The organism is Oceanisphaera sediminis, assembly GCF_039539745.1.
Lineage (GTDB): Bacteria > Pseudomonadota > Gammaproteobacteria > Enterobacterales > Aeromonadaceae > Oceanimonas > Oceanimonas sediminis.
The window spans coordinates 96,882-114,329 of the sequence record NZ_BAABDS010000001.1 but is presented as its reverse complement, the minus strand read 5'-3'; the positions used below and the strand labels follow the sequence as shown (position 1 = coordinate 114,329).

The following is a 17,448-nucleotide window of genomic DNA, read 5'->3' as shown; positions in this document are numbered from 1 at the left end:
TTACATCGCCACCTGCTGCAGCTTGCTGCGATATTCCTGGGTCACGGCGCGGGCATCGGTCGGGCTGGCCACGGCGGTGGGGGTGATCAACACCACCAGTTCGGTACGTCTTACGTTGGTGCCGCTGCTGCCGAACAGCCAGCCCAGTATCGGCACATGGCGAATGCCGGGCACGCCTTGGCTGTCTTGAGACTTGTTCTCGCGGATAAGGCCACCCAATACCAGGGTTTCACCGCTCTGCACCGCTACTCGAGTGTCGATTTTGCGCTGGGTAATGGTGGGTGACTGGATATTGGAGCTGGTGGTGGTGGCCACGTCGTTTACCTCCTGTACCAGCTCCAGTACCACCATGCCGCCGGAATTGACCCGTGGGGTTACCTCCAGCAGTACGCCGGTATCCCGGTACTGTATGGTGCTGGTGACATTGCCTACGTCGCTGTTGAGGTTGGTGGTTTCCGAGGTGCGAATGGGCACCTGATCGCCCACCCGGATCAGTGCCTTCTGGTTATCCAGCACCATCAGCGTAGGAGAGGAGATCACGTTGACCTTGGAATCGCTGGCAAGTGCCGTGAGCAGGGCTCGAGTACCGCTGGCGTTGAACACTTCGTAGCTGGCGCTGGCGGCAAGACCGCCGTCGAAAGGGGAGGGAATAGGCAAGGAGCCGATGGCGCCCACGCCGCTGCGTCCGCCGCCCAGTTGGTTCTTGAAGTACCATTGCAGGCCGTATCGCAGCTCGTCATCCAGGCTTACCTCCACGATGGTAGCTTCCACCAGCACCTGTAGCGGCAGCTGATCCAGCCGTTTGATGGCCTGCTCCACCTTCTGGTAATCGGCGCTGGCGGCCATGACTACCAGAGCGTTGCGTTCGGTATCGGCAATGACGCTCACCTCGCCCACGTCCAGGTTGGCGGCATTGATGCCGGTGGCGATTTGCAGCGGCGCGTCGTCTTCCGCAGGTTGGGTAGCCGGCGGCTGGGAAGAACCGGCACTGTTGCGGCGTTGGCTGTCGAACAGCTGGTTAAGCAGGGTGGCCAGGTGATCGGCCTTGCCGTTTTGCACGTGATACACATACATGTTGAGGCCGCGCGGGTTTTCGGCCCGATCCAGCCGTTCTATCCACACTCTGGCGTCGGTCAGATAACGTTCCTGCGGAGTGATCACCAGCAGGGCATTGAGTCGCTCTATCGGCAGGTAACGCACCATGCCGGCCAGCGGCCCTTCGGCCTGATCGCCGAAAATGGCCTGTAGTTCGTTGGCAATCACGTCGGTGCTGCTGGCTTGCAGCCGAAACAGCCCCACCGACATGCCGCGCAATTGATCCACATCGAACAGGTTGACGGTGTCGCGAATGTTGACCAGTTCATCACGGCTGCCGACCAGGGTAAGCATATTGCGTCTGTCATCCACCATCATGGCCCCCTGGCGGGGCTTGACCGGCTCGAGGATTTTTTCCATTTCTCGGGCACCGATGTAGCGCAGGGGTAAAATCAGCATCTGGTAGCCCCGCTCGGCGGTGGGGGTCAGCCGCGGATTGAGGGCCGAGGGCGGTACTTCGCCAGCCGGCACCACGGTAAAGAGGCCATTGCTGTGTACCAAGGCGGCACCGTGGGTTTGCAGCAGGTTTTCCAGGGTCGGCAGCAGATCGTCTTGCCGAATGGGGGTGTTGGTCTGCAAGTAAACCTGGCCACCCACCCGCTCATCCAGCGAATAGTTCAGTTGCAGAATATCGCCGAGAATGGTTTTGACCACCTCGGCAATGTCGGATCCCTGAAAGTTGAGGGTAATGTCACCGGGGGTGGCGGTGTTCATCGGTGTCTTGCTGGCCTGACCGAGTTTGACGAAATTTCCCGAGCCTCGATAAATTTCGCTGCGGGGGGCCGGGCGGGCAGTTGGGTCTGCCGTAGTGGTGGCGGCACTTGGGGGAGTCTCGTCATGACGGGGAGGCAGCCGTACCGGATCGTAATCGCTGGTGACTCTGGCTTGGCTCCAGGGTTTGTCGAGTGCGGCCCTGTCTCCGGTCGGGTTGGTACAGGCGGTCAGCAGCAGGCAGAAAACACCGGTAAACAGCCAACTAGTCTGGTGTGAGTTGATCATTGTGACTCCCCGTTACTTCCCTGTTTGTTATTGTCATCCGCTTCGGTTGTCTCTGCAGAGTCGATATTCGGTGCGGCGCTTGCTTCGTTCTGGTTGCTCTGAGAGGCGGCAGGCCGGGACGAGGGCGGCCTCGGTTCCCACAGCTCCAGCCGCAGGATCTGGCTGCCGTCGCTCAGGGTGACGCTATCCCGGCCTATCTCTTCCAACTGCCAGTCACCGTCCAGGTACATGCCCGTCTTGATACGCGCCCGGCCTTCTCCCCGGCGTTCATTGAACAGGGCCAGTTGCTGATCGTTTTCCCATACCACCCCGCTCAGCCGCCATTTCTCGCGTATGGCGGCGGCGCTTGCGCTGATATTTTTCTCTGTTTCTGCTTCGTCTTCCGATGGTCGACGGGTGTCGTCAAACAAGGGGCGAGCCATTATTTCCTCGAATTGCTCTATAGGTGGGTAGCCCGATATCGGAGCGCCATCGTTTTGCGCACGGGAGGATGACAGCCATAACATCGGCATGATCAGCAACACTAACCAAGGCTTCATAACGCCTCCCTTTGGGTATAACCAAGCAGATCGAAGCGAATATCGAGCGAGGGAATCTGCCGTGCGTTCACTCTCTGACGGCGGATCACCCGGTTGCGATTGTTTCGGGTGATTGCCCGCCGAGGATTGGCGGTGATCACCAAATCGCGCATGAACAGAGCCTGATCCCCCGACTCGATCGCATGGATAAGGGGCACCAACTGATCGATTTCGCTGCGCAGATGAACCCGAAGCACGACGCCCTGCAGCGGGCCCTCGGTACCGGGCTGGGCATTTTGAATACTGACCAGTTGGCCGCCGCTGAGACTGACCAGCCGGTTCAGGTGCTGCTGCAGCCAAGCCGAGGCCAGGCTGGGGCGCCGCTCCGGCAGATAAAGGCCGGTGTCGGGAGTGGCGCTGCGCAGTTGCTGCAACGATTGTTCGGTCTGTTCCAGCTCGGCCGACAGTTGCTGATAACGGTGAAGCCGATCCTCAAGTTGATGAATGGCCGCTCCCTGTTGCAGAAACAGACCGAGCAGAGGGCTGATAATCAGACTGAATATTAGTAGTAGAGCCGTGATCAGCAGACCCAAAGCGATCGCCTGCTGCTGGCGCTGACCGAGGTTTATCATGATCCCTCCTCGCCGAAACGGGCATCGATCATGAAGCGATCCTTGCTGGTAGCCGGATTATTGGTCACCGGTGAGCTGAAGTGCACATCGAAGAACAGCGGAGAGGCTTCCAGAATACCAATAAGCTCGGAGGCACTGGCCGATTCGCCGCGCAATTGCACCGAGCCGTCGTGCAGTTCGAAGCGGCTGAGCCAGGTATGGTCGGGTAATTGGCGAGTCAGGGTATCCAGCAATGACAGTGTCGAGGGTTGCCTGGCTTTTTCACGCGCCAGAAACTGCCGGCTTTGCTGCAATTCTTCGAGTTGTCGTTTCAGATCGGCGGCCTGTTCGGCCCGTTGCCGGGGTATGTTCAGCTGGGCATTCAAAGATTCGATACGGTGCTGTCGCTGGTAAAGCGGCACGGCGATCAGCAGTACCAGCATCACCAGCACCAGGGCTCCCCGCAGGGCTTTCACTCGCCTGGCCTTGATAATGGCGGCACCGGGCGGCACGTTTAGCGTGATGATCGGTGCTTGTGGATGTTCGGCACTGGCCAGCTCAGTGGGCACCAGACCGAGCATCTTCAGCTCGGTCAGTTGCGCGTCTACCTGTGCTCGTGGTGTCAGCAGCAGTTCAACCTGGATGAGGGAATGTCGTTTATTCTGGGTGGCAATGTGATAGCCGAAATAAACCTGTTTGGCATGAAAGGGGGTATGCCTGTCCATTTCGAAGCGCAGCACATTATCCAGGTTACCGGCGGTTGCCGCGGGCAGTGATATACGGGTATGCAGCACGTCTTTGCCGTGCAGGCACAGCTGTATGCTGTCTGCCCGGCGCTGCATGTCAGCCAGCAACCCGCTTTGCTCAGTGTCATCATTCAGCAGCAATTGTTCGCCGTCGGGCTCCAGCTTCAGCCGGAAATGTTTCTGCTCGGGATAAATAAGCAGTCGTTGCTGCTGGCTGTGCAGACGATGAGTGATTGACGCCGGTAGCAGGTCGAACAGTTGCCGGCTCCACCATTGCCAGAATGTGGCCAGAAGCTGCCATGATAACCGGCGGTAATGATGCAGCAGCTTGGTGAACTTTTCCCCATCCATAGGGATCTCCGTTAAGCGTCTGGTTCGGTGAACAGCGGAATGAACTCCTGTGTTATCTGTTCCAGAATGGGTCGGCCGCGACGGTTACGCAGGCTGGCCGTCAGCCGGTAGCGATAAACCGTATTCATTCGGGCTTCTGTATGAACAGTGTAGTTGACCCCCGATGAGCCGCCAGAGAGCAAGGCGCGGGGGAACATGTCTATGGCGGGTAAGGGTTGGGCGGTTTCATGGCTTCGGCGCCGGTCGGCGATAAACTGATCGACGGTGAGCTCATCGCTGCCCGGCAGCGCCAGCAGTACCTGGCGCGGGGCGTAACGAGGGTTGATGCTGTTACGCGGATTGCGCAGGGTCAGGCTGTGCCTGATCCGCCGGTAAATATCGGGGGTCATGCCCAGCACGCGCAGCACTTCGCCCACCGACCGAAAGGGGGTATTGCTCGGGCCGTAATCCAGGCCGGCGGCCAGGTAGTCGTCGGCCTCTGCGCCGTTGAGTCGGCGCAGACTGTCACCGTCGCGCCAGTCCATGATGGCATCCACCAGCCGGGCGCGCAGATCGTCGTCTACCCCGGCGGTGGCCAGCAGGCCGTCGAGCAGCTCGGGGCCGGCGGCGTTGAGGTCGATACGGCCGCTTTCGTTGAACAGGGCTACCCGAACCTCTATATCGTCGAGCCTTACCTGATAAGGGTTGCCATCGGCCAGCCAGGTTTGCTGATCCAATGGTTGCGCCAGCATCAGAAGTGCCAGCTGTACCCCTGCCTCGGCGGCCTGGCGAACCTGGGCTGCATGGGTGATATTACTGCTCTGCCGTGCCTGACTTCGGCTGTTCAGCGACAGACCGGTGGCCAGCAGGGTCAGCAGGGTCAGTACCCACAGCACGCTGATCAGGGCTATGCCCCTGTTTCGTTCAATATTCATCCTTTATCTCGTAACGATGCTGGCGGGAGGCAACCACCAGCGGTGGCCAGTCCGGGTCCAGCTGCAGGCGGATCAGGGCCGGCAGTTGATTCTGCTCCAGCCACTCTGGTTGCCAAACCGAGGTGTTACGTTCTTCTGCCGGCAGGTAATGCAGGCTGAATGAAGTGATTTCCAGTTCCAGCAGGGGGGGGATCAGCTCCGGTTGGCGAAAGTCGTCCAGCAGTTGGTACCAGTCGAGAGGCGGCGTCTGGTCTTGCGGCTCTGTCTCAACAACCAGTGGCTGTGATTTTAGCGAGAGCACAGGGTGCTCGGGATCGGACTGGTCCAGCGCCAGATAAAACCAGACCGGCTCGGCGGAGCTGCTCAGTCGCCGGGGCTGTGGGGCCAAAAATATCAGGGAGTGCTCGGTACCCTGAAAAGGCAGCAGCGGGGCCTGCCGTTGATTCTGTACCTCGCGTTCCTCTGCCTGTTCCAGCAGGTTACGTAAAAAACGTTGCAACTGTACCTGCTCACTGATGTTGGCATTACGCTCGCCAACGGTTTCCCAGGCCTTGCCGGCGAGGCGAAAGCCGCCGAACATCAGCCCCGAGAGCAGGGTCAGCAGAGTCAGTGATACCACCAGTTCCAGCAGGGTAAAGCCGGGTTGCCGTTTCATCTGGCTTCCAGCCTGACCAGCCGCAGTGTGGTGAGCCGATATTGCTGATCATGGTGACCCCATCCCACTATTACCGACAGCCGATAGGGGAGCAGCATGGACTGGTTGTCCATCAGCGCTCGAGTATCGAATTCCTCGATTCGGGTTTCCCACCAGTAGTGGTCGTCAAACCAGCCCTGCTCGCGGCCCGGTTGCAGTGTGGTACCGGCATACAGTTCGGTCAGTTTAGACTCCGCCAGCAGCATGGCTTTCTGTTGCTGCTGAGCCGACAGGGTGGTGCGAATGGCTAGCGAAAAGATATTGAGCAACACCCCCAGGGTGATGGTCAATATGGTGAAGGCCACCAGCACTTCCAGCAGTGAAAATCCTTGTTGTCTCGTTCTGTGTTGTCTAGTCATGGAGGCTTATCCTGCCGGTCAGCCAGTTCACCGTGATGCGATAGTGGCGACCGTTGCTTGCGATGTGCAGGGTACCGCCACTGGCGCTGCCATCCGGATAAAACACCGGGCCGATATCGTTGTTATCGGCAAGGCCATTGAAGGACACGGTTATCCGCTCTGGCCAGAGGGAGACTTTTTGCCGCCCGGTCATTCGGGAGTGGCGGGCAGCGGGATCGAGATCCACTCTTACCTCGTCACCGGTGGCAATGGCCTGGCTGCGGGCCAGCCGGAGCAGGCCGGCGGTTTGCCGGCTGTAGCTTTTCAGCTCGGCGCCCGGCAGCAGGGCGGCGAAACGGGGCATGGCCACGGCCAGCATCAGGCTGGCCAGGGTCAGTACCACCAGTAGCTCCAGCAGGGTGAAGCCACCCGGGTGACAACTACTCCCAGCTGACCACGTCCTGATCCTCACCGGTTCCTCCTTGCTGGTTGTCTGCGCCCAGGCTGAACAGATCGAATTCACCCTGTTGCCCGGGGGCGCGATACTGGTAGTCGTTGCCCCAGGGATCCTGAGGAACCGTTTTCTTGGTCAGATAGGGGCCGTTCCAGCCCCGGGCGTTGGCCGGGGCGCTGATGAGTGCCGACAGGCCCTCGCTGCTGGTGGGATAGCGGCCCACTTCCAGCCGGTACAAGTCCAGCGCCGTACCGAGTTCCTTGATCTGCAGCGCGGCAGTCTTGGTTTTGGAACCACTGAGCTGGCGCAGAACCTGAGGGCCGACCAGGCTGGCAAGCAGACCCAGGATGACCAGCACCACCAGCAGTTCGAGCAGGGTGAAGCCGAAGTGTGAAGTTTTATGTTGGTAACGCACCTTTACCTCCCTATATGGGCAGTTCGTTGATACTGAGTATGGCAACCAGAATGGAGATGATGATGCCGGCGATAAGCACGCCCAGGCCGACGATCAGCACCGGTTCAAGAATGGTCAGTAACCGTTGAATGGCGCTTTCTACTTCCCGGTCATAGCGGTCGGCCACCTTGAGCAGCATTGCCTCCAGCTGGCCGGTTTCTTCACCCACCCGAAGCATCTGTATCGCCAACGGCGGAAACTGGCCCGAGGCCTGCAGTGGATCGGCCAGGCGTTTGCCCTCTTTCAGGCTGCCGGCCGCCTCGCCGATGGTCTGAGCCAGCAAGCGGTTATTAACGGTATCGCGCGCAATAGTCAGGGCATTGAGCAGGGGTACCCCGCCTTTCATCAGGGTGCCCAGGCTGCGGCTGAAACGAGCGACCTCCAGCCGGCGGATCAGCTCTCCGGCCAGGGGTAAACGTAGCAGCATGCGATCCCAGGCCAGACGCTTGCTCGGCTGGGCAAGCAGGCGTTGTCCGGCAATCAGGGCCAGCAGCAGGGCCAGTAATAACCAGGGACCCATGGTGCGCAGGAATTCGGCGCTGCCGATCACGATGCGGGTGGACAGGGGCATGGTCTGACCCATGTCGGCGAACAGCTGCTGAAACTGGGGGATGACATAGGTGAGGATGATCAGCAGCGACACCGCCGATACCAGCACCAGTATGATGGGGTAAATCAGCGCCGACAGGGCTTTTTCCTTGAGCTGTCGGCTGCGCTCCAGATAAACGGCCAGATCGGCCAGGCCCTGCTCCAGGTTGCCGGAGATCTCGGAGGCCCGAATCATGTTCAGATAAAAAGGAGAAAATCCTTCATCCTGCTCGGCCAGCACGACCGACAGTGGCTGGCCGCGCTGAATGCCTTCACGTATCTGGCCGAGCAGGCGCACATCATCATCGGCCTGGTCGTGCACCTCGATCATGATGCCCAGAGCGCGTTCCAGCGGAACGCCAGCCTTGATCAGTGCGGCCAGATCCTGCGTTATGGCCTGGAGTCGGCGCTCGCTGGTGCGACGGCGGTTTCTTCCCAGACCGATGCGCCTATGATCCAGCTCTACGCTGAGCGGGATCAGGCCGCGCTGCTGCAGTTGCAGTACTATGGCCTGTTGATCGCTGCCTTCGAGCCGGCCTTCCTGAGGCTCGCCGTTCTGGCTGACCGCCTTGAAATAATACAGCGCCATCTCAGGCCTCCTGAGTGACCCGGATCACCTCTTCGATATTGGTGATTCCCTGTTGAGCCTTGAGCAGGCCATCGTCGTACATGGTATGCATGCCATTACGAATGGCGGCCTGCTGGATTTGCCCTGCGTCGGCGTGGCTCAGCACCAGCTTGCGGATATCGTCGTTCATGGTCAGCAGCTCCTGAATGGCCAGTCGGCCGTGATAGCCGGTGCCGGCACACCGGGCGCAGCCTGTCGGACGATACAGACGGATGGGTTCGTCCGGGATGAGTGGCGTCAATTTCAACTCTTGCACCAGCTCCGGCAGGGGTTGATAGCCTGCTTTGCAATGGGGACACAGCACCCGTACCAGGCGCTGTCCTATCACCCCGTTGAGGGTGGAGGTGAGCAGGTAGTCTTCTACTCCCATTTCCAGCAGTCGGGTAACGCTGCTGGCGGCATCGTTGGTGTGCAGGGTCGACAGCACAAGGTGACCGGTGAGCGCCGACTGCACGCAGATACGGGCGGTTTCCAGATCGCGCATTTCCCCGACCATGATGACATCCGGATCCTGACGCACTATGGAACGCAGGGCGCTGGCGAAGGTCAGCCCGATAGCCGGCTTGACGTGGATCTGATTGACCCCTTCCAGCTGATATTCCACCGGGTCTTCCACCGTGATCAGTTTCAGCTCGGTGGTGTTCAGCTGATTGAGGGCGGTATAGAGAGTGGTGGTTTTACCGCTGCCGGTGGGGCCGGTGACCATGACCATGCCGTGAGGGATCTTCAACACCTGCTGAAAGCGTTGTTTGGTGTGTTTGGCAAAGCCCAGAGCATCGAAATCAAGAATGACACTTTCCCGGTTGAGCAGTCGCATGACCAAGCTTTCGCCATGCATGGTGGGGACTGTGGATACCCGGATATCCAGCTCCATGCCCTGTATCTTGAGCTCGATGCGGCCATCCTGCGGCAGGCGTCGCTCGGCGATATTGAGTCGGGCCATGATCTTGATGCGCGAGATAATGGCCGGGGTCATGTTCACCGGCGGGGCTTCGCTCTGTTGCAGTACGCCGTCGATACGGTAGCGGATGTTGAGCCGGTTTTCGAACGGCTCGACATGGATGTCGGAGGCGCGAAGATCCACCGCCTTCTGGATGATTAGATTGACCAGGCGGATCACCGGTGCCTCGCTGGCCATATCCTTGAGCTGGGCGATGCTTTCTTCAGTTTCTTCCTCCTGTTGTACCGCAGAGAGAATATCGCCCATTTTACTCTGCCCTTCACCGTAGAGTCGCTCTATGGTGGCGGTGACTTCCGAACTGACTCCCACCTGCAGCCGTATCGGCTGTTGGCACATCATGGCCATGGCGCTTACCGAAAAGTCGTCTCTGGGGTCAACCATGGCCAGCACCAGTTCATCTTCCTCCTGCCGCAATGGCACCAGGTGATGTTCTTTCAGGAAGCGGTAGGGCAGCTCGATGTCGAGAGGAGGAGATAGCGGATATTCTTCATTGCCGGTCAGTGGCAGGTCGGTCAGATTTGCCATGGTGATGGCCAGCTCTCGTTCCGACATCATGCCCAGATTGAGCAGCAGGGTTGCCAATGAGCCTCCATCGGCCTGACTCTGACGCATTCGCTCCAGGCGGGAAAGTTCCTTATCCGAGAGGTGTCCCTGCTTTATCAGGGCCTGCCCCAGTCGTGTATCGTCGGTCGACAACAGAGACTCTTTCGTGTCCATTTTGTTTTCTCCCTCTACCTCGAATCAAGCATAGACTGCTTTAAGCGATCTCCGGTCAGGTGAATTGCGCCGAAATAAACGCCAGAAAGGAATAAATATTCTGCTTTTGGATATATATATTTGTTCTGTGGGCATTGACCGGTCAGGTTATCCATATTTCAATAGCGTCGGGTCTTAATTTGTATCCCGGAAAAGTTTTACATAAAACAACAAGGAAGACATAGTGACGTATATTCATGACACCATTGCCAAGCTCAAGAAAACCAGCCCGGCTCAGGCAGAGTTCTATCAGGCAGTGGAGGAGGTGCTGGACTCGCTGCAGCCTATCCTGGAAACCAGCGAAAAATATCAGCTGCACTCCATCATCGAGCGGATGATCGAGCCCGAGCGCCAGATCATGTTCCGTGTTCCCTGGGTTGATGATCAGGGCAAGGTGCAGGTCAACAAGGGTTATCGCATCGAGTTCAACTCGGCCCTGGGCCCCTATAAAGGCGGTCTGCGCTTTCACCCCAGCGTCAACGCTGGCATCATCAAGTTTCTCGGCTTCGAGCAGATTTTCAAGAATGCCCTGACCGGCCTGCCCATCGGCGGCGGCAAGGGCGGCGCCAACTTCGATCCCAAGGGCAAGTCCGACGGCGAAATCATGCGTTTCTGCCAGTCCTTCATCAACGAGCTGTACCGCCACATCGGCCCGACCACCGACGTGCCCGCCGGTGATATCGGTGTGGGTGCCCGTGAAATCGGCTACATGTTCGGCCAGTACAAGCGCCTGACCGGCAGCTATGATGGCGTCTTCACCGGCAAGAGCCTGCTGTGGGGCGGTTCTCTGGTGCGCAAGGAAGCGACCGGTTACGGCTGTGTCTACTTTGCCCAGTACATGCTGGAAGCCAAGGGCGACACCCTGGCCGGCAAGCGCTGCCTGGTGTCCGGCGCCGGTAACGTGGCCATCTATACCATCGAGAAGCTGTATCAGCTGGGTGCGGTTCCGGTGAGCTGCTCCGACTCCAGCGGCACCATCTATCATGAAGCCGGTGTTAACCTGGATACCCTGAAAGAGCTGAAGGAAGTACGCAAGGTGCGTCTGAACGAATACCTGACCGCGCATCCGGATGCCCGTTTTATTCCGATCGCCGACTATCCGGCAGACGGCAACGCGGTATGGCGCCTGCCTGCCGATCTGGCGTTCCCCTGTGCTACCCAGAACGAGCTGAGTGAAACCGATGCCAAGGCATTGGTTGCCAACGGCTGTATCGGAGTATCGGAAGGGGCCAACATGCCTTCTACCCAGGATGCGGTAGAGGTGTTCCTGAATGCCAGAATCCATTACGGACCGGGCAAGGCCGCCAATGCCGGCGGTGTGGCCACCAGTCAGCTGGAAATGGCGCAGAATGCCAGCATGCAGCGTTGGAGCTTCGAGGAAGTGGATGAGAAGCTGAAGGTAATCATGAAGAACATCTTCCTGAGTGCCAGCGACACCGCGACCGAGTTTGGCGAACCCCACAACCTGGTGCTGGGTGCCAATATCGCCGGTTTCCGCAAGGTTGCCGACGCCATGATTGAGCAAGGCGTGGTGTAAGCGAGCAGTCGCTTTAGCAACGTCTAAAGGCCCGGTAGAACCGGGCTTTTATTTTTTGTGCGAACTCGTTACCACCTTATCGGGCCCGATCACCTGCCATCAGTTGAAGCCAAAGTCTGAACACACCGAATACGCAGGTCATTTTCTGTGCAAAAAGTGACCAATTCACTTTGAGATACTATTCTTCTTTAAATTGAATCTAATTCGTTAACATCAGGCTGATGCGGCACATGATGCTATGGCCGTCGTCGCCTGTTGCCACGGAACATTGCATCCCCTTTGCCGAATATTTGATGTTTCAGTTTTCTGATGACGGGGTGGCTGACCGGCTCGGAAAGCGATCAGATTCTTCATACCGTGACTGCGATATTATCCATTACCCGCGCAAAACGCAGCCGCCAGCCAACGAGCCAATAATTATTTTCTCAACATTGACAGGGAATTGTCCGACACCATACCTGATGGATGGGAGATATAGTGATGATTCGTCTTGCAAGTGTTGCATCCTGCCGACGGGTGGGAATTACCGTGCTGACATCGGCGGTATTGTCCATGGGGGCTGCGGAGGCTACCGACCTTGACCCTCATGAATGGGCTCCTGCTCACAAGTGGACTCCGCCTCATGCATGGGCTCCGCCTCATAACTGGACTCACCCCCATGAAGGGGGGAACGGGCCTGAAGAAACCGACTCGCACCAGATGTTTGCCGATGAACTGCTTAAGTCGATGACGCTTGAGCAGAAAATTCAGCAAATATCCAATCGGCCCGACGCCGATGCCTTGCCCGAAGGCACCTATCTTGGTCAGGGTGACCAGTTCACCACCTGCGGATTTTCCGCCCTGGGTCGGCATATCACCGGCATTCCCGAACTGGGTATTCCCAATTTTCGCGAGATAAACAGCGGTAACGGTATTCGCGGTGGATCCTGCGTGCCCGAGCCGGTCAGAACGGCGGGTCCCTCCATGACACTTGCCGCCGCCAGTTTTGATCCCGAGCTGGTCTACGGCTGGGGGGAAGTGGTGGGGAATGAAGCCTTCACCTTTGCCAGCCAGGTGCTGCTGGGGCCGGGGTTGAACCTGATCCGTTCGCCCTATGCCGGTCGTGGTCAGGAATATCCGGGTGAGGATCCGTATCTGGCGGGCATTATCGGCTCGGCCCAGATTCGGGGTATTCAGTCGCAGGGGGTGCAGGCGCAGCCCAAGCACTTTTTGGGCAACGAGCATGAATACGATTTCGAGCGCTGGACTGCCGGGGTTCGCATTCCCAGCCGGGCATTGCACGAGCTGTACCTGCTGCCCTTTGAAATGGCGGTGCGTGATGCCAAACCGGCTTCCATCATGTGCGCCTTTCCCTATCTGAACGACACCGACTACATCTGCGACAGCCATGATGTGCTGGTCAAAACCCTGCGTGAACGTTGGGGTTTTGACGGCTGGGTAGAAAGCGACCGGCGCGCCATGCATAGCACGGTCAAGGCCATGCTTGCGGGGGTAGGCTACGAGCTGGACTCGGATCCGTTGTTCTATTCCGAAGAAAACATCAAGGCGGCGCTGGACGCCGGCGAGATAGACCAAGCGGATATCGACGCCGCGCTGCGGCCCCGGTATGTGAAAATGTCCGAGTTCGAACAGTTTAATGATTCTTTCGACAATTTTACGGATCCGGATTTAACCGCCAATGCCGCCAAGGCCAGGGCGCTGGCGGAAGGCGGTATTACTCTGCTGAAAAACGAAGGTGGTTTGCTGCCGTTGAATACGGATACCAACCCCTCCATCGCCTTGATCGGCCATCCCTGGTTTGCCGGCCGGGCCACCATGCCGCCACGTAACCTGAGCCGGCTGGGGCTTACCACTGTGGTGCCTTACTTTACCGTACCGCCGAAAACCGGGTTGGAGAAATACGTATCCAGTGTGAGCTATAACAATGGTGCCGATATCGATTCGGCGGTGGCACTGGCCCAGGAGTCCGACATCGTCGTGTTGATGGTGGGTACTAATCCGAGAGAAACCAGAGATTTACTCAGTCTGATATTGCCGACCTTGTGTATCGGCAATGACGATGATGAAAACCCTGAAGAGCCGTCCGATTCCGGCTTGCTACTCAGGGCCGTAGTGCCGCCGCCACCGGTAGAAGAACCTGACTGTGATGGCGATACGGTTGCGCAGGACGAGCTGGTGCGGCAGGTATCGGCAGCCAACCCCAATAACGTGGTGGTACTGTACAGTGCGTCCGGCATATTGATGGATTGGCTGGACCAGGTTCCCGCCCTGTTTGCTGCCTGGTTTCCCGGTCAGGAAGACGGCGACATCATGGCCGATCTGCTGTTCGGGGCGCTCAATCCTTCGGGCAAGCTGCCGGTGACCTTTCCTACCAGCGATCGCGAAGCTGCCTTTGCGACTGAGGCCCAGTATCCCGGGGTTCGTGAAGACAACGGTCTGCCGGGAGGGAAGGGCTTTCCGAACGACGGCGTCTTTGGTGATGGCAGTAATCAGCTGATCAGTAATTACACCGAAAACCTGGAAATGGGTTATCGCTGGTACGAGGCCAACGGTGTCACTCCCGTGTTTCCTTTCGGGCATGGCTTGTCTTATACCGACTTCGAATACAGCAATCTCACGCTCAGCAAGCGCTTTCGGCGCGAATTTACCCCCTCTCCACACAAGGGGGGAAAGCACTCTTCTTCCATGTTGAAGCTTACGGGTCTCATACCGGTGCTGACGGTGGAGTATACCGTGACCAATACCGGTGCGATGGCAGGGGCCGAAGCCTCTCAAGTCTATTTGAAGCTGCCGAAGCGATCTGCACAGCCGTCCAAACGTTTGGTGGGGTTCGAAAAGGTCTTTCTGGATCCCGGTGAGAGCCGTCGGGTGGCGGTAGAAATTGATGCCGGTGCCTCCAATCATCCGTTTTCCTACTTTGTACCTGATGATCCGGACGATCTGACTACCTGGGCAAATGGTGACTGGAAATCGGCCAGCGGCCGGTATCAGGTTCTGGTAGGTGGTTCTTCCGCCGAGACACCGCTGGTGGGCCGCATTGGTATCGCGTTCCCGAAAGCAGGCAAACATAGTCATAAACCGAAACCTATCAAGATGCCTGTGCCGCCGATAGGAAAGCATCTTCATCAGCAGCCTGGCATGGAGCATATCGGCATGTTCCTGCCATCTTTAGGTAAACACTCGGCGTCGGAAATAGGCGACTAAGCCGAACCGATATTTGAGGAGAGACTATTACGCAAGAGGCCTGCTTGATGACAAGCAGGCCTCTGTATTTGATACGACTGACAGTTTGGTGATATTTACCGCTCGACGGCAACCACCGAAATTTCCACCAGCAACTCGGGGCGAGCCATGGCGGCTTCCACGCAGGCGCGGGCCGGGGCGTGTCCTTGTGGTACCCAGGCATCCCATACCGCATTCATGGCGGAAAAATCGGCCATGGTATTCAGATAGATGGTGGCCGACAGCATATGCTCGCGGCTGGAACCGGCTTCCAGCAGCAGCTCATCCACCTTGTCCAGCATGGTCATGGTTTGCTCGGTAATATCCTTGGTGGCATCCTTGCAGACCTGACCGCACAGATAGATGATACCGTTGTGCTTGACGATACGGCTCATACGCTGGCCAACCTGTTGACGTTCAATAGTCATTTCTACTCCGTAAATACGATGAAAGTGGCAGTATGTACCAAACCTTACCTTTTGGGCTGCTTTTGTAAACTGATACTAAGAATAAAGGTGAAATAATATGGCGGTGATCACGGGGCTGAATCTTTATCCGATCAAGTCGGCAGCGGCGGTCTCGGTCGCACAGAGCCGGGTTTCCCGCGAGGGACTCACCGGTGATCGCCGTTATATGCTGGCAAAACCCGATGGCAGCTTTGTGACCGCCCGGACCCACCCACGCCTGCAGTCTATCGAGGTAATGCCGGTGGCCGGGGGACTGGACTTGCAGTATGGGGGGGAGCGGCTGGCCGTGCGCCATCGGCAGTTCGAGCTGCAACCGATCACCACAGCTGTGTGGAATGATCAGTTTATCGCCTGGAGTACTCATCCCGAATACGACGCCTGGTTCAGCCAGGTTCTGGAACAGGAGGTTCGGTTACTCTGGGTGGGTGAACAATCCGGCCGCTATCGCGACAAGCTGGGTACGGCGGTCAGTTTTGCCGACGGCTATCCGCTGTTGTTGATCTCCGAAGCTTCGCTCACCGATCTCAACCTGCGCGCCGATGCCCGCATGGAGATGTCCCGGTTTCGCACCAATCTGGTGGTGAGGGGAACACGACCCTTCGAGGAAGACGGCTGGCGGCGCATTCGCATCGGTGAGGTGGAGTTTCTGGTGGCCAAGCCCTGCAGTCGTTGTGTGATGACCACCATAGAGCCGGGCACAGAAGACTTCAACCGGATGAAGGAGCCGCTGGCGACGCTGTTGCGTTACCGGCGGGGAGAGGACGGTGAAGTTTATTTCGGACAGAATCTGGTGCCGCTTAACGAGGGGCAGATTAGGCTGGGTGACGAGGTGGAGGTGCTGGAATACGCCAGCGCCCCCATCTATTCGGATTCGGCGCCCCGGCGTCGGCCATTGCGATGTGTAGCGCGTGAATCTCTGGCTCGGAACCTGGACACCTACTGGCTGGAATCGGCGGACGGCAAGCCGTTGGCCGATTACCGGCCGGGTCAGCATTTACCGCTGGCGCTGGATATCGACGGGCAGCGTCATTTACGCTATTACACCCTGAGTTCAAGCCCGACTCGCCCGGGTCGTTATGGCATCAGCGTCAAACGACAGCCCGACGGCCGAGTATCGAACTGGCTGGCCGAGGCGCTGCAGCCGGATAGGGAGCTGCAGCCAGGCTGCACCTTGCTGGCACATGCCCCGGCCGGTGACTTTATTCTTGAACCGGCGAAACGTTATCTGCTGCTGTCGGCCGGTTCCGGCGTCACCCCCATGTTGTCGATGCTGCGGGCGCTGGCGGATCGAGGACAACTCGACGATGTACACTTCCTGCATCTGTGTCGCACCGAGGCGGATATACCGGCCCGTACCGAGCTGGAACAGCTGGCTGCCGAGCATTCGGGGCTGACGGTGGAATTCGTGCTGACCCGGCCAGCGCGGGGCGAGGGCGGTCGTCTTACCCTGGCCCAGCTGGCGGATATCTCCGTCTTGCAGCAACGCCGAGTATATCTCTGCGGCCCGGCGGGTTTCATGCAACAGGCACACAGTTGGCTGCTGGCGCTGGGCGTGTCGCCTGGCAAGGTGCAGCAGGAGTATTTCGCCGGTCCGCAACACGAGACTGTTTCACGTGAAACACATCCTGTGCAGATTCGTATCGGTGAACTCGAGTTCGTCGGTAATAACCAACAGAGCCTGCTGACCCAGGCGGAAGGTCAGGGCATAAACTTGCCCTGGTCCTGTCGGGCCGGTATCTGCGGCAGTTGCAAGCAGACCCTCAAGTCCGGCGAGGTGGATCAGCCCGAGGCGCCGGCGTTATCGGCGGCGGAGCGCAAGGCCGGGGTGATCCTCACCTGCTGCTGTGTGCCGCTATCGGATGTGACCTTGTTGTGAGGCGTAAGGTGTGAGGAGTGAGGGAAAGCGTGAGGAGTGAGGGGAAAACCCCAGGCCTGCCAATTTGGTGTGATACCAATTCCAGTAATGATCTGATCATATTAAGGCCTCAGATTAGAGGCAACACAGCCGCCTCCCACGACACGCCATGAACCCATCCGTGGGGGCTCGGAAATGCCGTCCATGACATTTCACGGTCGTGGGAGCCGTTCTCTGTTGCCTCTTCTTGAACACCGAGT

At 58.3% G+C, this 17,448-nt stretch carries 15 protein-coding genes; 3 read left to right on the top strand and 12 right to left on the bottom strand.

What is annotated here, in order from left to right:
• Genes gspD through gspE form a run of 11 tightly spaced genes read right to left on the bottom strand, consistent with a single transcriptional unit; the run spans position 1 to position 10,068 of the window.
• Positions 1 to 2,094, bottom strand: coding sequence for a type II secretion system secretin GspD (gene gspD / locus ABD827_RS00455; protein ID WP_344961348.1), 2,094 nt, complete (start codon positions 2,092 to 2,094; stop codon positions 1 to 3).
• Complete coding sequence (locus tag ABD827_RS00450) at positions 2,091 to 2,633, bottom strand: hypothetical protein (RefSeq protein WP_344961346.1); 543 nt, start codon at positions 2,631 to 2,633, stop codon at positions 2,091 to 2,093. Before ABD827_RS00450 ends, gspD begins: the two co-directional genes overlap by 4 nt.
• Positions 2,630 to 3,244 carry a type II secretion system protein GspM gene (gene gspM / locus ABD827_RS00445; protein WP_344961344.1) on the bottom strand — a complete coding sequence of 205 codons (615 nt, stop codon included), beginning with the start codon at positions 3,242 to 3,244 and terminating at the stop codon, positions 2,630 to 2,632. Before gspM ends, ABD827_RS00450 begins: the two co-directional genes overlap by 4 nt.
• Complete coding sequence (locus ABD827_RS00440; protein ID WP_344961343.1) at positions 3,241 to 4,320, bottom strand: PilN domain-containing protein; 1,080 nt, start codon at positions 4,318 to 4,320, stop codon at positions 3,241 to 3,243. Before ABD827_RS00440 ends, gspM begins: the two co-directional genes overlap by 4 nt.
• An 11-nt stretch (positions 4,321 to 4,331) precedes the next feature.
• On the bottom strand, positions 4,332 to 5,234 hold the full coding sequence (locus tag ABD827_RS00435) for a type II secretion system minor pseudopilin (protein WP_344961341.1): 903 nt from the start codon (positions 5,232 to 5,234) through the stop codon (positions 4,332 to 4,334).
• On the bottom strand, positions 5,224 to 5,889 hold the full coding sequence (locus tag ABD827_RS00430; protein WP_344961339.1) for a prepilin-type N-terminal cleavage/methylation domain-containing protein: 666 nt from the start codon (positions 5,887 to 5,889) through the stop codon (positions 5,224 to 5,226). The genes ABD827_RS00435 and ABD827_RS00430 overlap by 11 nt, the downstream gene beginning before the upstream one ends.
• The gene (locus ABD827_RS00425) at positions 5,886 to 6,287 is read right to left on the bottom strand and encodes a type IV pilus modification PilV family protein (protein WP_344961337.1); all 402 of its coding nucleotides are present in this window, start codon (positions 6,285 to 6,287) and stop codon (positions 5,886 to 5,888) included. The genes ABD827_RS00430 and ABD827_RS00425 overlap by 4 nt, the downstream gene beginning before the upstream one ends.
• Complete coding sequence (locus tag ABD827_RS00420) at positions 6,280 to 6,738, bottom strand: GspH/FimT family pseudopilin (RefSeq protein WP_344961335.1); 459 nt, start codon at positions 6,736 to 6,738, stop codon at positions 6,280 to 6,282. Before ABD827_RS00420 ends, ABD827_RS00425 begins: the two co-directional genes overlap by 8 nt.
• Positions 6,707 to 7,135 carry a type II secretion system major pseudopilin GspG gene (gene gspG, locus ABD827_RS00415; protein ID WP_344961332.1) on the bottom strand — a complete coding sequence of 143 codons (429 nt, stop codon included), beginning with the start codon at positions 7,133 to 7,135 and terminating at the stop codon, positions 6,707 to 6,709. The genes ABD827_RS00420 and gspG overlap by 32 nt, the downstream gene beginning before the upstream one ends.
• 10 nt (positions 7,136 to 7,145) lie before the next feature.
• Entirely contained in the window at positions 7,146 to 8,351 is a 1,206-nt protein-coding gene (locus ABD827_RS00410; RefSeq protein WP_344961329.1) for a type II secretion system F family protein, read from the bottom strand.
• Position 8,352: 1 nt separating this feature from the next.
• Positions 8,353 to 10,068, bottom strand: coding sequence for a type II secretion system ATPase GspE (gene gspE, locus ABD827_RS00405; protein WP_344961327.1), 1,716 nt, complete (start codon positions 10,066 to 10,068; stop codon positions 8,353 to 8,355).
• Between the two features lie 223 nt (positions 10,069 to 10,291).
• Here gspE and gdhA point away from each other — a divergent pair, with 223 nt between their 5' ends.
• The gene (gene gdhA, locus ABD827_RS00400) at positions 10,292 to 11,644 is read left to right on the top strand and encodes an NADP-specific glutamate dehydrogenase (RefSeq protein WP_344961324.1); all 1,353 of its coding nucleotides are present in this window, start codon (positions 10,292 to 10,294) and stop codon (positions 11,642 to 11,644) included.
• 699 nt (positions 11,645 to 12,343) lie between these two features.
• Positions 12,344 to 14,848, top strand: a complete 2,505-nt coding sequence (locus ABD827_RS00395) for a beta-glucosidase (protein WP_344961321.1) — start codon at positions 12,344 to 12,346, stop codon at positions 14,846 to 14,848.
• Between the two features lie 95 nt (positions 14,849 to 14,943).
• On the opposite strand, the gene ABD827_RS00390 is transcribed toward ABD827_RS00395, so the two are convergent.
• Positions 14,944 to 15,294: a RidA family protein gene (locus ABD827_RS00390; RefSeq protein ID WP_344961319.1), complete on the bottom strand. Its 351-nt coding sequence runs from the start codon at positions 15,292 to 15,294 to the stop codon at positions 14,944 to 14,946.
• Positions 15,295 to 15,391: 97 nt separating this feature from the next.
• Between ABD827_RS00390 and ABD827_RS00385 the strand changes: the two genes are divergently transcribed.
• Positions 15,392 to 17,209: an MOSC N-terminal beta barrel domain-containing protein gene (locus ABD827_RS00385; protein ID WP_344961317.1), complete on the top strand. Its 1,818-nt coding sequence runs from the start codon at positions 15,392 to 15,394 to the stop codon at positions 17,207 to 17,209.
• The last annotated feature ends 239 nt before the right edge of the window (positions 17,210 to 17,448 follow it).